Origin of the sequence: Saccharothrix syringae (assembly GCF_009498035.1) — a bacterium.
Lineage (GTDB): Bacteria > Actinomycetota > Actinomycetes > Mycobacteriales > Pseudonocardiaceae > Actinosynnema > Actinosynnema syringae.
The window spans coordinates 8,156,911-8,174,898 of the sequence record NZ_CP034550.1 but is presented as its reverse complement, the minus strand read 5'-3'; the positions used below and the strand labels follow the sequence as shown (position 1 = coordinate 8,174,898).

The window sequence follows — 17,988 nt, the reverse complement described above, 5'->3', positions numbered from 1 at the left end:
CTTGGGGGTCACGCCTCCGTGTCCGCGAGGGCTTCGAGGTCCGCCAGCACCAGCTCCTCGACCAGTTCGGCGAGGGCGGCGACGGTGCGGGCGGTGAGGACGTCACGCGGCGAGAGGTCGACGTCGAACGTCGCCTTGGTCCGGGACGTGATGCGCAGGCTGAGGATGGAGTCGCCGCCGAGGGCGAAGAAGCTGTCGGCCACGCCGACCCGCTCGACCCCGAGCACGTCGGCCCAGATGTCGGCGATGGCCGCCTCGGTCTCGGTGCGCGGCGCGACGTACTCGGTGGAGGTGACCGCGTCGCGCTCGGGCGCGGGGAGCGCGACGCGGTCCAGCTTGCCGTTCGCGGTCAACGGCAGGCCATCCAGTGCGACGAACGCCGCCGGGACCATGTGGTCGGGCAGGACCCTGGCCGTGTGGTCGCGCAACTCCGATGCCGCAGTCGGCTTGTCCGGCACGTAGTACGCCACCAAGCGGTGCTCGTTCGCCACTACAACGACCTGGGAGACGTTGGGATGCGCCCTCAGGGCAGCTTCCACCTCGCCCAGTTCGACCCGGAACCCGCGGATCTTGACCTGCTGGTCCGCTCGGCCCAGGTAATCCAGCTTCCCGTCCACCCAACGGGCCAGGTCGCCGCTGCGGTACATGCGGGAGCCGGGTGCGCCGAACGGGTCGGCGACGAAGCGGGACGCGGTCAACCCTGGCCGGTTGAGGTAACCGCGCGCCAGGCCCGCACCCGCCACGTGCATCTCGCCGACCACGCCGGGCGGCACCGGTTTCAGGTCCTCGTCGAGGACGTAGACGCGCAGGTCGGGGATCGGCACGCCGATCGTGCCGTCGGCGTGGGTCCAGGTGACGTGCACGGTGGTCTCGGTGATCCCGTACATGTTGATCAACGCGCCCCGGCCGCGCCACGCGTCGAGCTTGCGCACGTCCAGCGCCTCGCCGCCGAAGATCACGTACCGCACCGGCAGGTCGGGTTCCTCCGCGATGAGCTGGTAGAACGCCGACGGGGTCTGGTTGAGCACGGTGACCCGCTCGTCGTGCAGCAGGCGGGCGAAGTCCTTCGGGGACCGGGAGACCTCGAACGGCACGACGACCAGCCGCCCGCCGTGCAGCAGCGGTCCCCACAGCTCCCAGACGGAGAAGTCGAAGGCGTAGCTGTGGAACAGCGTCCACACGTCGTCCGGGCCGAAGCCGAACCAGTGGTCCGTCCGGGTGAACAGGCGCACCACGTTGGCGTGCGGGACGACCACGCCCTTGGGCTTTCCGGTCGAACCGGAGGTGTAGATCACGTAGGCCGCGTTGTCCGGCCGCACCGGCACGTCCGGCGCGGTGGTCGGCAGCCCGGTCAGGTCCGGCAGCGCGTCCAGGGTGAGCACCGGTCGGGCGTCGTCGATCACGTAGGCGACGCGGTCGGCCGGGTAGTCGGGGTCGATCGGCAGGTAGGCGGCGCCGGACTTGAGCACGCCCAGCACCGCGACGACGAGGTCGAGCGAGCGCGGGAACTTCAGCGCCACCAGGGTTTCCGGTCCGGCGCCTGCTCGCGTGAGGTGGTGGGCGAGGCGGTTGGCGCGCTCGTCGAGTTCCCGGTAGGTCAGCGACTCGCCCCGGCAGGTCACCGCGACGGCGTCGGGCGTGCGCGCGGCCTGCGCGGCGAACAGCGACGGGATGGTGTCGTCCACGGCGCCGTCCTCGGTGCCGTTCCAGTCGACGAGCACCTGGCGCACCTCGTCCTCGGACAGCCACGGCACCTCGGCCACCGGCCGGTCCGGGTCCGCGACCAGCCCGACCAGCAGGGTGCGCAGCCGCCGCCCGAGCCGCTCGACGGTCGCGGCGTCGAACATGGCCGGCTCGTAGCCCAGCAGGACGCCCAGTCGCTCCTCCGGGTAGACCGTGGCGCTGAGGGGGAAGCTGGTGGTCTCCACCGCGGACAGCTCGCGCAGGCCCATGCCCTCGGCCAGGTCGGCCGGGTAGTTCTCGAACACCACGACGCTGTCGAACAGGTTCGCGCCCGGCTCGACGCCGCTCCACGCCTGGAGCCTGGTCAGCGGCACGTGCTCGAACCGGCGCGACTCGACCTGGGCCTCCTGGAGGTCGCGCAGCCAGTCGGCGACCGGCGCGGCGCCGTCCACCCGGACCCGGACGGGCAGGGTGTTGATGAAGATGCCGGTGATGTCGTCGACGTCGGGCAGGTCGGCGGGGCGGCCGGACACCGTGGCGCCGAAGCACACGTCCCGCCGACCGCTGGACCGGGCCAGCAGCAGCGCCCACGCGGCCTGCACGACCGCGCTCGGCGTGACGCGGTGCCGGCGGGCGAACCCGTACAGCCGCTCGGACTCCTCCACCGACAGCTCCACGCGCAGCCGCTGCGACGAGGTGCCGTGCCCGGCCGGGCGGTCCGCGGGCAGCGGCGTGGGCGAGTCGAAGTCGCCCAGCACCCGCCGCCAGTGCGCCTCGGCCGCCGCGTCGTCCTGCCCGGCCAGCCAGGCCGCGTAGTCGCGGAACGGTCGCCGCTCGGGCAGCTCGCCCCGGTTGAGCACGTCGGAGAGCACGTGGAAGACGCTCCAGCCGTCCAGCAGCACGTGGTGGAACGTCCACAGCACCTGCGCGCTGGTGTCGGTCAGCCGGGCCACGGCCAGCCGCATCAGCGGCGGCACGGCCAGGTCGAAGCCGCGCTCGCGGTCGTCGGCCAGCAGCGCGCGCAGCCGCTCGGCGCGGTCGGCCTCGCCGAGCCCGCGCCAGTCCAGCAGGGTGATCGGCAGCTCGACGTGCTCGTGCACGACCTGCAGCGGCTCGGCCACGCCCTCCCACAGCACGCTCGACCGCAGCACCGGGGTCCGGTCGACCACCCGCTGCCAGGCGCGGGCGAACTCCGCCGGGTCGGTCACCCCGTCCACCACGAACGTGGTCTGCTGGAAGTAGACGCCCTTCTCGCCCAGGCCGTGGAACACCATGCCGGCCTGCATCGGGGTCAGCGGGTAGGCGTCCTCGCCGTCGATCAGGTCCACCTGGGCCTGGGTGAGCCGCGCCAGCGGGAAGTCGCTGGGCGTGCGGCCGCCCGCGCCGGGCAGCGCGCAGTGCGCCGCGATGCCGCGCAGCGCGGCGGCGAACCCGTCGGCCAGGCCGCGCACGGTCGCCTCGTCGTGGACCTGGTCGCTGTAGTGGAAGGTGAACTCCAGCTCGTCGCCGCGGACCTGGCCGACCACGTCGAGCAGGTGCGGGCGCGGCGCGGCCGGGTCGGCGGACAGCTCCAGGTCCCGCTGGTCGTCGGCGAACCGGCCCAGGTAGTTGAAGCTCACCCGCGGGTCGCACGCCGGCGCAGTGCGGGCCAGGTGGCGCAGCGCGCCGTAGCCGATGCCGCGCCGGGGCACCGCGCGCAGCTGCTCCTTGACCGACTTCAGCGCCGTGCCCCAGTCCGGCCCGGCCGGGATGTCGAGGGCCACCGGGAAGACGGTGGTGAACCAGCCGACCGTGCGGGACAGGTCCACGTCGGCGAACAGCTCCTCGCGGCCGTGGCCCTCCAGGTCGACCAGCACCCGGTCGCGGCCGGTCCAGTCGGCCAGCGCCCGGCCCAGCGCGGTCAGCAGCACGTCGTTGACCTGCGTCCGGTACACCGGCGGCACGTCGCGCAGCAGCGCCCGGGTCTCCTCGGCGCCGAACCGCACGGTGACGCCGCGCTGCGAGCCGACGGTGTTGGGGCCGTGCCGGTCGCACGGGACGGTGGTCGGGGTCGCCGCCACCTCCCGCCAGTGCGCCAGCTCGTCGTCGAAGCCGCTCGTGGCGAGCTCGGCGAGCCGGACCGCCCAGTCCCGGAAGGACGTCGTCTTGCGCCCGAGGTGGACGGGTTGGCCGGTGCGCGCCTGCCGGTGCGCGGTGACCAGGTCCTCCACCAGCACGCGCCAGGACACGCCGTCGACCACCAGGTGGTGCGCGGTCAGCCGGACCGACCGGTCGTCCAGCACCTCGGCGCGCAGCAGCGGGCCCGCGGTGAGGTCGAAGCGGTCGAGGTCGAGCGGGTCGGCGTCGGTGACCGGGCCGACGACCTGGCGGTCGCCCGAGAACCGGGTGCGCAGCGCGTCGTGGTGGGTCACCAGCGCCTTGAGCGCGGTGCGCAGCGCGGCCGCGTCCAGGTCGTCCAGGTCGACCACGACGGACTGGTCGAAGTGCTCGGGCCGCACGGTGTGGTGGTGCAGGAACCAGCGCTGGATCGGGGTGAGCGGCGCGTCGCCGGTGACCGGGCCCTGGTCGGCGGTCGGCGGCAGGTCGCGGGTGACGTGCGGCGCGATCGCGGCGATGGTCTGGTGGGCGAAGATGTCCCGCGAGGTCAGCACCAGGCCGGCGCGGCGGGCCCGGGTGACCACCTGGATGCCCAGGATGGAGTCGCCGCCCAGGGCGAAGAAGTTGTCCCGCACGCCGACCCGCGCGGCGCCCAGCACCTCGGCGAACACGTCGGCCAGCACCGCCTCGACGGGCGTGCGCGGCGCCACGTAGCGGGCCTCGGCGCGCTCCGCGGGCGGCGGGGGCAGGTGGTCGCGGTCGATGCGGGGCAGGCCGACGAACGCCGCGGGCACGGCGTGCGCGGGCAGCACCTGCTCCAGGAACCCGCGCAGCGCGGCCGGGCTGACGGCGGGCGCGGTGTAGGCGACCAGCCGCCGGTCGACCAGGGCGACGGCCGCGTCGACCACGTCGTCGTGCTGCCTCAGCGCCCGCTCGACCTCGGCCGGGTCGACGCGCAGGCCGCGCACGCGGACCGAGTCGTCCTGGGGGAAGTCGAGTTCGGCCAGGCCGCGCAGCGGGCGGTCCGGGTCCTCGACGACCAGGCGCAGCAGGGCCTCCAGGTCGGCGCCCAGGGCCTCGACGGTGGCCGCGTCGAACAGGTCGGTGTTGTGCTCCAGGGTCAGCACCAGCTCGTCGCCGCGCGGCCAGAACTCCACCACCAGGTCGAACCGGGCCACCGGGCGCGGCAGGTCGTGCTCGACCGCGGTCAGCCCGCCGAACCGGCCGTCGCGCAGCAGCGGCTGGTGCAGCGCCACCACGGCCTGCACCAGGGGCGTGCGGCTGGGGTCGGGGTCGGGGCGCAGCTCCTCCACGACCCGGTCGAACGGCACGTCGTCGTGCGCGAACGCCTCCAGCGCCGTGCCGCGCACCTGGTCCAGGAAGGCGGTGAACGGCAGGTCCGGGTCCACCCACGAGCGCAGCACCAGGGTGCGCACGAAGAACCCGACGGTCCGCTCCAGGTCGGCGTGGCCGCGGCCGGAGCCGACCGTGCCCAGGGCGATGTCGCGCTGCCGGCAGCGCGCGGACAGCAGCACCTGCACCGCGGCGGTGAGCGTCATGAACAGGGTGGCGTCGTGGGCGCGGCCGACGCCCGCCAGCCGGCGCACCAGCTCGCGGTCCAGCGGCCGGCGCAGCACCGCGCCCGCGGACGTGCGCAGCGGCGGCCGGGGCCGGTCGGTGGGCAGGTCCAGCGCCTCCACGCCGGCCAGCCGCTCGCGCCACCAGGCCACGTCGCCCTCGGGGTTGCCGCGGTCCCACACCGCGAAGTCCGGGTACTGCACGGGCGGGTCCGCGGGCGTGCCGCCCGCGTACAGCTCCGCCAGCTCGGCCAGCAGCACCTGCACCGACCAGCCGTCGGTGACGATGTGGTGCTGCACCAGGACCAGCAGGTGCTCGTCGGGGCCCAGCGGGACGAGCACGGCCCGGGTCAGCGGCCCGGTGCGCAGGTCGAACGGCTCGGCCAGGCCCAGGTCGTCGGCGGTGGGTTCGCCGGTCGCGGGCAGCACGCGCAGCGGGATGCCGCCGCTGCCCGCGACCACCTGCACCGGCTCGCCGGCCACCACGTCGAAGGTGGTGCGCAGCGCGTCGTGCCGCGCGGCCAGCGCGTCCAGGGCGGCGGCCAGGCGCGGCACGTCCAGCGGCCCGGTGAGCCGCACGCCCACCGCGGTGTTCTGCTCGGCGGTGCCGTCGAGGGAGAACAGCCGCCGCTGGGTGGGCGACAGCGGCAGCGGCTCGTCCCGCGGTACCGCGGGGATCGCCCGGGCGGGGGCCGGGGCGCCGTCGCGCTCGGGCAGCACCCCGGCCAGCCCGGCGACGGTCGGGTGGTCGAACACCGCCCGCACGGGCAGCCCGCCGAGCCGGGCCAGCGCCCGCACGGCCAGGATCGAGTCGCCGCCCAGGGCGAAGAAGTCGTCGTGCGCGCCCACCACCGGCACGCCCAGCACGTCCGACCAGACCTCGGCGACCCGCCGCTCGGCCGGGGTGCGCGGCTCGACGTGGTCGGCGGGCACCTCCCCGACGACCGGCGCGGGCAGCGCGGCGCGGTCCAGCTTGCCGTTGGGGCTCAGCGGGAGCGCTTCCAGCGCCACGAACGCCGAAGGGACCATGTAGTCGGGCAGGGTGGCGGCCACGTGCTCGCGCAGCCCGGCCGTGTCCCCGACGACGTAGGCCACCAGCCGCTTGGGCTCGTCGCGGGCCACCACCACGACCTGCTCGACCGCCGGGTGCCCGCGCAGCAGCGCCTCGACCTCGCCGGGCTCGACCCGGAAGCCGCGGATCTTGACCTGGTGGTCGGCGCGGCCGACGAACTCCAGCTCGCCCCGCGCGTCCCGGCGCACCACGTCGCCGGTGCGGTACATGCGCGCGCCGGGCGCGCCGAACGGGTCGGCCACGAAGCGCTGCGCGGTCAGGCCCGGCCGGCCCAGGTAGCCGCGGGCCAGGCCGACGCCGGTGACGTACAGCTCGCCCTCGTCGGCGGGGTTGAGGTCGTCGTCCAGCACGCGCACCTCGGTGCCCGGGATGGGCCGGCCGATCGGGGGCGTGCCGCCGGGCACCAGCGGTCCGCTCCAGGAGGTGACCACGGTGGACTCGGTCGGCCCGTAGGCGTTGATCATCCGGCGGCCCGGGGCCCACTTCTCCACCAGGTCGGGCGTGCAGGCGTCACCGCCGACGACCAGGGTGTGGAAGGTGGGCAGCGCGACGTCGGGCACGGTCGCCATGGCGACCGGCGGGATGAGCGCGTGGGTCACGCCGAACTCGTTGATCACCTCGGCCAGCTGCTCGCCCAGCAGCGGGCCGGGCGGCGGCACGACCAGCGCCGCGCCCGCGGGCAGGGCCATGCACAGCTCCAGCACCGAGGCGTCGAAGCTGGGGGAGGAGAACTGGAGCACGCGGTCGCCCGGCCGCACGTCGAAGTGCTCGACCTCGGCGGTGGCGAAGGCGGGCAGGCCGCGGTGGGGCACCACCACGCCCTTGGGGCGACCGGTCGAGCCCGAGGTGTAGATGACGTACGCCGGGTCGTCGGGGTGGATGTCCACCTCCGGCGCGGTGGCGGGCTGGTCGGAGGCGTCCAGCGGCCCGTCGAGCACCAGCAGCGGCTTGGCGTCGGCGAGCATGAACGCGATCCGCTCGGCCGGGTAGGCCGGGTCGACGGGCAGGTAGGCCGCACCCGCCTTGAGCACGGCCAGCCGCGCCACCACGATGTCCACCGACCGCGGCATGGCCAGTGCCACCACCCGCTCGCGCCGCGCGCCCTTGGCGATCAGCAGGTGCGCGAGCCGGTTGGCCCGCTCTTCGAGCTCCCGGTAGCCCACCACCCCCTCGGCCGACACGACGGCCGCCGCGTCCGGGGTGCGGGCCGCCTGCGCGGCGATCATGGCCGGCAGGTTTTGGGCGTGCGTCATCGCGAGAAGTGCCTTTCTGGCTCACCGGGCGCGCCTTACCCGGCCGAGTGGGGGTTCAAACGTGATTTTCAGGCCATTTCCGGGACGTGCTTGAGCGCGAGCCGGCCGCCGATCTGGATCCACCGGATGCTGCCGTCTCCGGGATCCCGAAGGAATCGCCCGGTCTGGTTGGTGTCGCCGGTCTCGGAATCCCGCATCGCGAACACCAGGCCGTCGAACAGCGACAGGTCCGCGAACGGCTCGCCGTCCACCGTGAGCGCCAGCCGCTCCCGGTCCACGGCCTGCACCGCGTATTCGACGTCCCCGTTGCGGAAGCGGCCGGTGCAGTCCCGGGGCGGCGGGATGCGGTGGTTCAGGTTGCGCATTCCGTCGTAATCGGCCACCGGGAGGCCGGCCTCGGCGAGTTCCGGGACGAGGTCGCGCCACAGCGCGAAGCCGGTGCTCGCGTTGGTGGTCAGCGCCACCGCGGTGCCGTCGCCGGGGTTGATCCGCAGGTGGCAGGAGGTGCCGTCGGCGGTGCCGTCGTGGCCGACCCAGCGCACCCCGTCCCGCTGGAACAGCGCCAGGCCCAGGCCCCAGCCGTCGGCCATGCCGAACGGCTCGGCGTGCACCGGGGTGCGCATCAGGTCCAGGTCGTGGGGCGCGACCAGGTGCGGCGGGGCGCCGCCGAGCACGCGGCCCAGGGCCACCAGGTCGGTCGCGCTGGCCGCGAGCGCGCCCGCGGGCGCGTCGACCGGGTTCAGCGACTGCCGCAGCGGCACCGCCCGGCCGCGGCTCACGGCGTGGCCGGGGACGACGTCGTCGTTCGCGCCGGGGCCCGCGGTGAACCGCGGTCGGATGCCCAGCGGGCGCAGCAGGACCGCCTCCACCGCCTCCCACCAGGACATCCCGGTCGCCACCTCGATCAGGTGGCCGACCAGGGAGTAGCCGATGTTGGAGTAGGAGAAGTTCTCACCGGGCCGGTGCAGCGGGTCCAGGTCGCGGACCGCCTGCTCCACGTGGCGGCGCAGCGACGTGGTGCGCACGTCCTCGGGATTCGACGGCAGGCCGCCGGTGTGGCTGAGCAGGTGCCGCAGGGTCAGCTCGTCCGCCACCGCGGGCAGGTGGTCCGACAGCGGCGCGTCGAGGTCGAGGTCCCCGTCGGAGACCAGGGCCATCGCGACGGTCGCGGTGAACGTCTTGGTGATGGAGCCGACGGGGACCGCGGCGTCGGCCGGGAGGCCGACCTCGTGGGCCCAGGTCCGGCCGTCGTGGTGCACGGCGAACTGCAGGCCCGGCACGTGGTGGGCACGGGCGAGCGCGGCTAATCGAGACGAGATCCTCTGGGTGTCCATCCTGATCCTCTGAGAATGAGCCAAGGCGGCTGCGGCCCCTACGTTGACTGTTGTTCACAGATCGTCGCGACCGCCGAACGGAGCATTTCAGGAATGTGCTCGGTTATTTTGGTGATCTGTAACGGCGTGTTCGTCGGAGCTGTTACCCGGTTCACTCGATCGGCAGGTTTGGACTCTGGAGTCTCGTAAAGAAGCGCAGTACGCGAGGGTTATTCGCAGTCGCGTGGCAACGCTTGCGGGCGGGCGTAGGCTGCTCTTCCAAGAGACGTGAACTTCATTTCAACCGGCCGGTAAGGCCCGCGAAAAAAATTGTCCCGCCGACCGTAACCCCCGCCGCGACGCGTCGTTTGCGCCTACCGCTCCGTAGCTTCGGGAGCGGGTTGTCGGGCTCGCCGGGCGGGCGGGGCGGTCAGTCGTCGCGCTGGACCGCCAGGTGCAGCGCCTCCATGCGGGCGTCCAGCTCGGCCGCCATGGCGGCGGTGGTGGTCAGCTCGTCGACGAAGCCGGCCGGCACCTGGTCGTCGTACTTGTAGTAGAGCTTGTGCTCCAGCGTGGCCCAGAAGTCCATCGCGATGGTCCGGAGCTGGACCTCGACCTTGACGTGCTCGACCCGGTCGGACAGGAACACCGGGATGCGCACGATCAGGTGCAGGCTGCGGTAGCCGTTGGGCTTGGGCCGCGCGATGTAGTCCTTGGTCTTCAGGATCTCCACGTCGCTCTGCCGCGCCAGCATGTCCCGCACCCGGTAGACGTCGGAGACGAAGGGGCAGACCACCCGCACGCCCGCCACGTCGTCGAGGTGGTCGGCGGCCAGCGACAGGTCGGCGGGCAGGCCCTTGCGCCGGAGCTTGTCCAGGATCGCGTCGGGCCGCTTGACCCGGTGGGTGACGTGCTCGATGGGGTCGTGGCGGTGGACGAGGTCGAACTCCTCGCCGAGGATGCGGAGCTTGGTCATCAGCTCGTCCACGGCGAACTTGTGCACCACGAGAGACCGCCGGAGCAGGTCGTCCGCCACACCGACGTCCATGATCCCAGGATAGCGCCGGTCGGGTCGGGTACGATCCGGGACGTGAACACCCACCGGCACGTGGTCCTGCCGCCGCCGTGCGCCTGATCGGGCGCACCGGCTGACGTTCCTCTTCACGCACCTGCTCGGCGGTGTGCCCGTTCGCGCCCTCGTCCGGCCCTCCCGCGAACGGAGACCTCGTGTCGACCCCTGTACTGCGCGCACGCCCTCGCCCCACCGCCGGTCCGCTGCCGATCCTGGCGGCCTGCCTGCTGTGGGGCACCACCGGTACCGCGAGTTCCTTCGCGCCCGACTCGGCGCCGCCCGCCGCCGTGGGCGCGGCGGGCCTGGTGCTCGGCGGGCTGCTGCTGTTGCTCACCGGGCGCGGCGCGCGTGACGTGCTGCGCGCCGCCGACCCCCGGCTGCTGCTGCTCGGGGCGGTGACCGTGGCGGGCTACGCGCTGGCGTTCTACCCGGCGGTGGCGCGCACCGGGGTGGCGGTGGCCACCACCGTGGCGCTGGCGACCGCGCCGATCGTGCTGGGCGTGCGCGCCCGGCCCCTGCTCACGCTGGTCGCCGTGGCCGGCTGCGCGGTGCTCGTGCTGGGCGGCGGTGAGGCGCACGTCGACCTGGTCGGCGTCGCGCTGGCGCTGGTGGCGGGCCTGTCGTACGCGGCGTACTCGGTGGTGTGCGCCCACCTGATCGGCCTCGGCCACCCGTCCCGGGCGGTGGTGGGCGCGGTGTTCGGCGGTGCGTCGGCGCTGACCGCGCCGGTGCTGGTGGTGCTGGGCACGGGCTGGCTGGCCACCCCGGCGGGCCTGGGCGTGGTCGCGCACCTGGCGCTGTTCACCACGTTCCTGGCCTACCTGCTGTTCGGCCTCGGTCTGCGGCACACCGACGCGGCCACGGCCACCACCCTCACCCTGGCCGAACCCGCCGTCGCGGCGGTGCTGGGCGTGGTGGTGCTGCACGAGCGCCTGCCGCTCGCGTCCTGGCTGGGCATGGCGGTCCTGGCCGTCGCCCTGGCCGCCCTGTCCCGCCCCGCCTGACGAGTCCCCCGTGCCGGTGCCCCCGGCACGGGGTTCAGTCGGTCCGACCGCCGCCGAGGCCGTAGAGGATGCGCTGGATGACCTCGGGGTCCACGTTCGGCTCGTCGCCCATCTGCTCGGCGGCGGGGGAGCGGCGCGGTTCGCGGCGCGGCAGCGGCACGGCCGAGGCGTTCATGCCCGACGGCAGCGGCAGCTCGCACCACGCCAGGTGGCCGCCCGCGGTCAGGTCGACCAGGCCCGCGCGCCCGCCCGCCAGCTCCGGCGGCAGCGCGACGCGGTTGCCCTCGACCTCCACGACCAGGAACGTGCCCGTCAGCCGGAGCCGGACCAGCAGGAAGCCGGGTGCCCGCCGGTCGGCCACCTCGACCGCCGCGCCGACGAGGCGGCGCACGGTCTGGGCGGCCTCGTCCTGCATGGCCCGCAGCCGCCACTCGCCGAGCGAGAAGCGGACGAACATGTCCGCGACGTTCACCGCGGTGGGCAGCGCGACGAGCCGAAGGTCGTCGACCTGTTCGGTCTGGGCGTTCACGCGGGTCCTCCTCGCCTGCTTCCGGCGCGTGCTGCGCCAGATGGTGCCATGACGGCGTCCGTTGTCACCCACGCGGTCTACGACTGTGAGCGGACTGTGTCCGATCTGGCTTCAAGACCTACTACGGGTGCACTTCGGACTCGGTTCACGCGCGGTTGCGGCGGCGAGCGGAACGTACCGTAGTGCCAGTCCGGGTGGAACTACCGAGTCGAGTGACCCCGGGCGGATGAGCGTGAGGCCCGCCGGAACGTCCCGACGGGCCTCACCTGGCGTGGAGTTCTCAGCCCTGCTTGACGGCCTCGACCTCCAGCAGGATGGTGATCTTGTCGCCCACCACGGCGCCCGCCGCGCCGCCGGTCACGCCGAAGTCGCGGCGGTTGATCTCGGTGGAGGCGGAGAAGCCGACGACCTTGGCGCCCTCGAAGCCGTCGCCGAAGCCGTTGATCTCCAGCTCCAGGGTCACCGGCTTGGTGACGCCGTGCAGCGACAGGTCGCCGTCGACGAGGAAGCCCCCGTTGTGGGCGCGCACGCCGGTGGAGGTGAAGGTCAGCTCGGGGTGCTTCTCGACGTCGAGGAAGTCCTCGCCCTTGACGTGGGCGTCACGCTGGCCGTTGCGGGTGTCGATGGACGCCGCGTCGATCTTGGCGGTGACCGAGGACTCCAGCGGGTTCTCGGCGGTGGTGATCGTGCCCTCGAACGTGCCGAAGTGGCCGCGAACCTTGGACACGCCCAGGTGGCGGACCACGAAGGAGACGTCGGAGTGAACCGGGTCGATCGCCCAGGTGCCGGTGAGGTAGCCGGGGATCTCAACCGTCTGCGTGGTCATGTCAGTCCTTCTCGCTTGGTCTGGTTGAACTCTCAACAGAACATAGCGCATCCTGGTTGAGTGTTCAACAACGGACGTATGATGGACGGCATGAGCGGAGTGCGGTGGTTGAACGCCGAGGAGCAGCGGGTGTGGCGCGCCTTCATGACCGCCGTGACGAAGTTCAGCGAGCACCTGGACCGGCAGTTGCAGCGGGACTCCGGGATGCCCATGGCGTACTACGAGATCCTGGTCGCCCTGTCCGAGGCCGAGGGGCGGGCGATGCGGATGAGCGAGCTGGCGGCGGTGTGCCACTCCTCGCGGTCGCGGCTGTCGCACGCGGTGGCGCGGTTGGAGAAGGAGGGGTGGGTGGCGCGGCGCGCCTGCCCGTCGGACCGGCGGGGGTCGATCGCGGAGTTGACGGAGGAGGGGTTCGCCGTGCTGGAGGCGGCGGCGCCCGGGCACGTGACGGCGGTGCGGGAGCACTTGTTCGACGTGTTGAGCGGGGAGCAGTTGCGGGTGTTGGCGGAGATCAGCCGGGCGATCGACTCGGGGTTGACGGTGGAGTGCGCCAAGGCTCGGGAGGAGTTGGCCGAGCTGTAGGGCGGGTGCCGGCGCTGCCTCGCTCGACCCCCCGGCCTGCCCCGCCGCGCGCTGCCCGCCGCCCTGCCCCGCTCGACCCCCGGCCTGCCCGCCGCCCTCGCCCGCCGCCTCGCGCCGCGCCAGGCCGCGCCAGGCCGCGCCGGGCCGAGCCAGGCCAGGCCGAGCCAGGCCGCGCCGAGCCAAGCCGCGCCGGGCCAGGCCGCGCCGAGCCGGACCGGGCTGCCCTGCCGGCCGCCTCGCCCGCCGCCTTCGCGTCGGGCCGGGCCGGGCTGTTCCGCGCCGCGCCGGGCCGGGCTGTTCCGCGCCGAGCTGGGCCGCGCCGCGCCGCGCCGGGCGGAGCCGGGCGGAGCCGGGGCAAGCCGAGCCGGACCGGGCCGTCTCGCCCTGCCCCTCCGCCCTGCCCCTCCGCCCCGACCCGCCGTGCCGGACCCAGCCCCACCCCACCTCCGCCGCGTCCCCACACCCCCATCCCACGCGCGGAGGACCCCCGACTTCCACTGTGGACGCATCCGGCCCAGCCGCCGTGGGCCGAGCGGAGCAGGTCTGGTGGTCGGGCGGAAAACGTCACACCCTGCCGTTAGCATGCGCCGGGTGCTGCCCACTCCCGGGACGATCGCCCGCCGCCTGCTGGCCGCCGGCCGACGTGAGTCGGCCAGTGCCGGCGCGGCGGCCTTGGGTCTGCTGCTCCTGGTCGGCGCCGCCCTCGGCGACGGCATCTCCCGCACCGCCGTCGAGGTGTCCGACGGTCTGACCTGGCTCGGTGACGACGAGCGCGGCGAGGTCGTCCAGGTCAACCCCAGCTCCGGGAAGCCGCAGACGCGGCTCCAGGTCAGCGGCGCGGACGCCCAGCTGGAGATCGCCCAGTCCGACGACAAGCTCATCGTCCTGGACCGCCGCACCGGGCAGATCACCGTGGTCGACCTGGCCACGCTCCTCGCGTCCGGCCGCCGCCAGGCGCCGCCCGGGCCGTCGGCCAAGGTGCTGATCGTCGGGGACGCCGTGGTCGTGGTCGACCGGGCCGCCGGGTCGATCCACCGCGCCGACCCGGTGACGCTCGCCGACGCGGGTCCGCCCTGGCTGGCCGGGCAGCCGCTGGCCGACGTGGTGGCGGACGACCAGGGCGTGATCTGGGCCGTCGACCACGGCGGCAACCTGCGGGCCCTGCTCTGGTCCGACGAGGACCGGCGGTTCGTGGAGCGGTCCAACCGCGCGGTGCCCGGTGCCGGGCCGCGCACCGCCCTGGTCCCGCACGCGCGGGGCGTGACGCTGCTCGGGCTGGAGGGCGGCGTGGTGGTGCGCGACGGCACCGGCCGCGACCTGACCGCCGGCACCGCCTCGCTGACCGGCGAGGTGCTGGCCGCGCAGACGAGCCCGCCCGGCCTGGTGCCCGCGTCGGTGCCGGACGCGGGTGCGGTGGTGCTGCTCAGCGGCGACCGCGTGGTCCGGGTCGACATGGGGCAGTTCACCTGCGCCAAGCCCGGCCGGCCCGCCGTGTTCCGCGAGCGCGTGTACGTGCCGTGCCGGGGTTCGGGCAAGGTCGTCGTGCTCGACCGGGACGGGCGGCGCGGCGCGGACGACGTGCGCACCGGCGGTTCCGGCGACCCGGCCCTGGTCTTCGACGACGGCCGGCTGTTCATCAACGCGCCCGGTTCGGACTCGGGCGTCATCGTCGACGCCGACGGGCGCACCCGCAGCGTGGTGGTGCGCAGCCCGGACCTGCCGGTGACCGACCCGGACCGCTCGCCGATGCCCAGCGTGCCCAGCCCGCCGCCGCCGCGCCCGGACCCGCCGGGGCGCGACCAGGACCCGCGCGGCGGCCCGCGGCAGCAGGGCGGCACCGAGACGACGACCACCGCGCCCGTGACGACGCCGAGCGCCGCACCGCGGGACGTGGCGCCCGGCCGGCCCGCCGGGGTGACCGTGGCGCAGCGCGCCAACAACGGCACGTCCGTCGTGCTCGCGGTGAGCTGGAGCGCGGTGACCGGCGGCGCCGAGCCGCTGTCCGGCTACTCGGTGACCGCGACCGGCGGGTTCGCCGGCGGCACCAGTACCACCCAGGTCTCCGGCACGTCGACCGAGCTGACCCTGTCGTGCGCGGGCACCGCTTTTTGCACCACCGGCAAAGTCGACATCGCCGTGGCCGCCTACAACAAGTTCGGCGCGGGCGAGGCGGGCACCGCCTCCTGGACGGTCCGGTCGACCACGACGCAGCCGACCACCACCCAGCCGCCCAGGACGACGCAGCCGCCCGTCACCACGACGACCCAGCCGCCGGTGGTCACCACCACCACGACCACGACGACCCAGCCGCCGCCGACGACCACCACGACCACACCGCCACCGCCCCCGCTGCCGTCGGCGGGTGCCACCGTGATCACCCAGGTCACCGGCAACATGGCCAGCAACCGGCGGACCGTGACCACCGCGCCGCCCGCGGACTGGGCGAGCCACACCGGCCGGTGCGAGGTCGTGAACCTCACCTACGGCTACACCGCCTCGATCCCGTGCTCCGGCGGCTCGGCCACGATCGCGGTCGACCTCGACGTCAATGAAATCGTGGTGCGCGCGTACGCGGCCAACGGCGGCTCGGGGGCGGTCGAGTCGGCCGTGAGGCGCGTGACCATGATCGAGCGGGACCCGGGCTGCGGCGGTCGGATCTGCAACATCCAGAGCGCGCCGGAGGGCAACCGGATGATCGGCGGCGGCATCGGCCTGCTGGCGACCGCGTGGCTGCTGCGCCTGCGCAACCGCCGCGGGCGCACCGAGGACGAGTGAGCGAGGACCAGGGGTGACCACCACAGCGGTGCCGGCGATCGGCGAGGACGAGATCGCGGCCTTCCGCGCCCTGCACGGGCGCCTGGGCGACGCGGTCGAGACGGCGGTGCGCGGCAAGCGCGAGGTGGTCGACCTCGTGCTGGTCTCGCTGTTCGCGGGCGGCCACGTGCTGCTGGAGGACGTGCCGGGCACGGGCAAGACGACCCTGGCCCGGGCGGTGGCCAGTGCGCTGGGCGGGCTGTCGCGGCGCGTGCAGTTCACCCCCGACCTGCTGCCCTCCGACGTCACCGGCACCTCGGTGTACGACCCGCAGACCGGCGAGGTGCGGTTCCGGCCGGGCCCGGTGTTCGCCAACGTCGTGCTCGCCGACGAGATCAACCGCGCCGCGGCCAAGACCCAGTCGGCGCTGCTGGAGGTCATGGAGGAGCGGACCGTCACCGTCGACGGCGTGGCGCACGCGGTGCCCGCGCCGTTCCTCGTGGTCGCCACGCAGAACCCGATCGACCTCGACGGCACCTACCGGCTGCCCGAGGCGCAGCTCGACCGGTTCATGCTGCGCACCTCCATCGGCTACCCGGCACCGGAGCACGAGGTGGACGTGCTGCGGCCCGGCAGCGGCGCGGGCCAGGTCGGCGCGGTGCCGACGGTGAGCAACCCGCACGTGGTCGCCGAGTACGGCCGCCGGCTGGGCGCGCTGCACGTCGCCGACCCGCTGCTGCGCTACATCGGCGACATCGGCACGGCCTCCCGCGCGGACGACCGGCTGCGCCTGGGCGCCAGCACGCGCGGCCTGCGGGCGCTGGTGCGGTGCGTGCAGGTGTACGCCGCGTCGCGGGGCAGGCACTTCGCGGTGCCGGGCGACGTGCAGGCGCTGGCCGTGCCCGTCCTCGCGCACCGGCTGGTGCTCACCCGCGAGGCGCGGTTGGCGGGCACCACCACCGAGGAGGTCCTGGCCGACGTCCTGGCGGGCGTGGCGGTGCCGAGACCGGACGCGCGATGACCCGCGTGCGGCCGACCGCACGCGGGGTCGGCGCGGCGCTGCTGGGCGTGCTGCTGGTGGTCGTCGGGCTGTGGTGGCGCTACCCGGGCGTGACGGGCATGGGCGTCGCGCTCGTGCTGCTCGTCGTCGCGGGGCTGGTGTCGGTGCTGCCCCGGTCGCGGGTCGCGCCCGAGCGGACCGTGCGCCCGCGCACCGTGCAGCGCCTGGGTTCCTGCCGCGGCGTGCTGGAGCTGACCGGCACCAGCAGGCGGTTCCCGGTGGTGCTCGACGCCACCGAGCAGGTGGCGGGCGAGCCCGTCGCCGTCGACGTGCCGCTGCTGCCGCCGGGGCGGCGGGTCGAGGTCGAGTACCCGATCCCCACGCACGCGCGCGGCCTGCTGCGCGTCGGCCCGCTGCTGCTCGGCCGCCGCGGCCTGGCCGGGCTGGCCCGCGCCCGCGCGGTCGTCGGCGACGTGGTCGAGGTGCGCGTGGTGCCGCGCGTGCTGCCCGTGCGCGGCCTGCCCGGCGGGGTGCGGCGCGGGCACGTCGGCGCGGACGAGCGGGTGGAGCGCGGCGGCACCGACCTGGTCGGGCTGCGCGAGTACGTGCCGGGCGACGACCTGCGCCGGCTGCACTGGGCGACGTCCGCGCGCACCGGCACGCTGATGGTGCGGGAGGACGCCGACCCGGCGCGGCCGCACCTGGCGGTGGTGCTCGACGACCACGCCGAGGGGTACCCGGACGCCGCGCGCTTCGAGGACGCCGTCGAGGTGGCCGCGTCGCTGGTGACCGCGGCGATCGCGGAGGGGCACCCGGTGCGGCTGCTGACGTCCTCCGGGGCGGTGGACGTGGAGCTGCCGGCGGGGGCGGTGGAGGCGGACGCGTCGGTGGTGCTGGCGGCCCTGGCGGACCTGGGGGTCGCGGCGGTGGGCGGGGTGCGCTCGGTGCCCGTGCGCGACCTGGACGTGGTGGCCGTGGTGTGCGGGGCCGCGGCGGACCTGTCGGTGCTCGCGCTGGAGGCGGGGCGGGCGTCGGTGGGGGTGGTGCTGGTGGTCGACCCCGCGCCGGACCACCCGGTCGCCGCGGTCGGCTCGGTGCTGGTGCTGCGCGCGGCGACGGCCGAGGGGCTGTTGGACGCGTGGAACGCGGTGGTGTCGCGGTGACGGGCCGGGCGGGGTGTGCCGGGGTGGTGCGCGTTCGCGGGGCGCGTGTCGGGCCGGCGCCCG

General features: G+C 74.7%; 10 protein-coding genes. 5 read left to right on the top strand and 5 right to left on the bottom strand.

Translation table 11 applies throughout. The features are described 5' to 3' along the window. Nucleotides 1-8 precede the first annotated feature (8 nt). From EKG83_RS33890 to EKG83_RS33880, 3 genes are all read right to left on the bottom strand, one after another. Entirely contained in the window at nt 9-7,652 is a 7,644-nt protein-coding gene (locus EKG83_RS33890; protein WP_407690800.1) for an amino acid adenylation domain-containing protein, read from the bottom strand. Between the two features lie 98 nt (nt 7,653-7,750). Next, a complete protein-coding gene (locus EKG83_RS33885) occupies nt 7,751-9,016 on the bottom strand; it encodes a serine hydrolase domain-containing protein (RefSeq protein ID WP_063741392.1) in 1,266 nt (421 codons plus the stop codon). Nucleotides 9,017-9,425: 409 nt separating this feature from the next. After that, nucleotides 9,426-10,043: a GTP pyrophosphokinase gene (locus tag EKG83_RS33880; RefSeq protein ID WP_033432959.1), complete on the bottom strand. Its 618-nt coding sequence runs from the start codon at nt 10,041-10,043 to the stop codon at nt 9,426-9,428. A 179-nt stretch (nt 10,044-10,222) separates the two neighbouring features. Between EKG83_RS33880 and EKG83_RS33875 the strand changes: the two genes are divergently transcribed. After that, on the top strand, nt 10,223-11,071 hold the full coding sequence (locus EKG83_RS33875) for an EamA family transporter (RefSeq protein WP_033432958.1): 849 nt from the start codon (nt 10,223-10,225) through the stop codon (nt 11,069-11,071). Between the two features lie 34 nt (nt 11,072-11,105). Here the strand turns inward: EKG83_RS33875 and EKG83_RS33870 are convergent, their stop codons facing one another. Then, nucleotides 11,106-11,600, bottom strand: coding sequence for a hypothetical protein (locus EKG83_RS33870; protein WP_033432957.1), 495 nt, complete (start codon nt 11,598-11,600; stop codon nt 11,106-11,108). Between the two features lie 280 nt (nt 11,601-11,880). Then, a complete protein-coding gene (locus tag EKG83_RS33865; protein ID WP_033432956.1) occupies nt 11,881-12,426 on the bottom strand; it encodes a YceI family protein in 546 nt (181 codons plus the stop codon). 90 nt (nt 12,427-12,516) lie between these two features. On the opposite strand from EKG83_RS33865, the gene EKG83_RS33860 reads away from it, so the two are divergent. From EKG83_RS33860 to EKG83_RS33845, 4 genes are all read left to right on the top strand, one after another. Next, nucleotides 12,517-13,008, top strand: a complete 492-nt coding sequence (locus EKG83_RS33860) for a MarR family winged helix-turn-helix transcriptional regulator (protein WP_033433034.1) — start codon at nt 12,517-12,519, stop codon at nt 13,006-13,008. A gap of 591 nt (nt 13,009-13,599) precedes the next feature. Next, on the top strand, nt 13,600-15,783 hold the full coding sequence (locus EKG83_RS33855; protein WP_153278638.1) for an NHL repeat-containing protein: 2,184 nt from the start codon (nt 13,600-13,602) through the stop codon (nt 15,781-15,783). 13 nt (nt 15,784-15,796) lie between these two features. Then, a complete protein-coding gene (locus EKG83_RS33850) occupies nt 15,797-16,783 on the top strand; it encodes an AAA family ATPase (RefSeq protein ID WP_033432954.1) in 987 nt (328 codons plus the stop codon). Beyond that, on the top strand, nt 16,780-17,925 hold the full coding sequence (locus tag EKG83_RS33845) for a DUF58 domain-containing protein (protein WP_033432953.1): 1,146 nt from the start codon (nt 16,780-16,782) through the stop codon (nt 17,923-17,925). The genes EKG83_RS33850 and EKG83_RS33845 overlap by 4 nt, the downstream gene beginning before the upstream one ends. Nucleotides 17,926-17,988: the final 63 nt, after the last annotated feature.

Coding starts and splice junctions, on each gene's coding strand:
- EKG83_RS33880 (WP_033432959.1), bottom strand. CDS start 10,043: ATGGACGTCGGTGTGGCGGACGACCTGCTCCGGCGGTCTCTCGTGGTG.
- EKG83_RS33885 (WP_063741392.1), bottom strand. CDS start 9,016: ATGGACACCCAGAGGATCTCGTCTCGATTAGCCGCGCTCGCCCGTGCC.
- EKG83_RS33860 (WP_033433034.1), top strand. CDS start 12,517: ATGAGCGGAGTGCGGTGGTTGAACGCCGAGGAGCAGCGGGTGTGGCGC.
- EKG83_RS33845 (WP_033432953.1), top strand. CDS start 16,780: ATGACCCGCGTGCGGCCGACCGCACGCGGGGTCGGCGCGGCGCTGCTG.
- EKG83_RS33865 (WP_033432956.1), bottom strand. CDS start 12,426: ATGACCACGCAGACGGTTGAGATCCCCGGCTACCTCACCGGCACCTGG.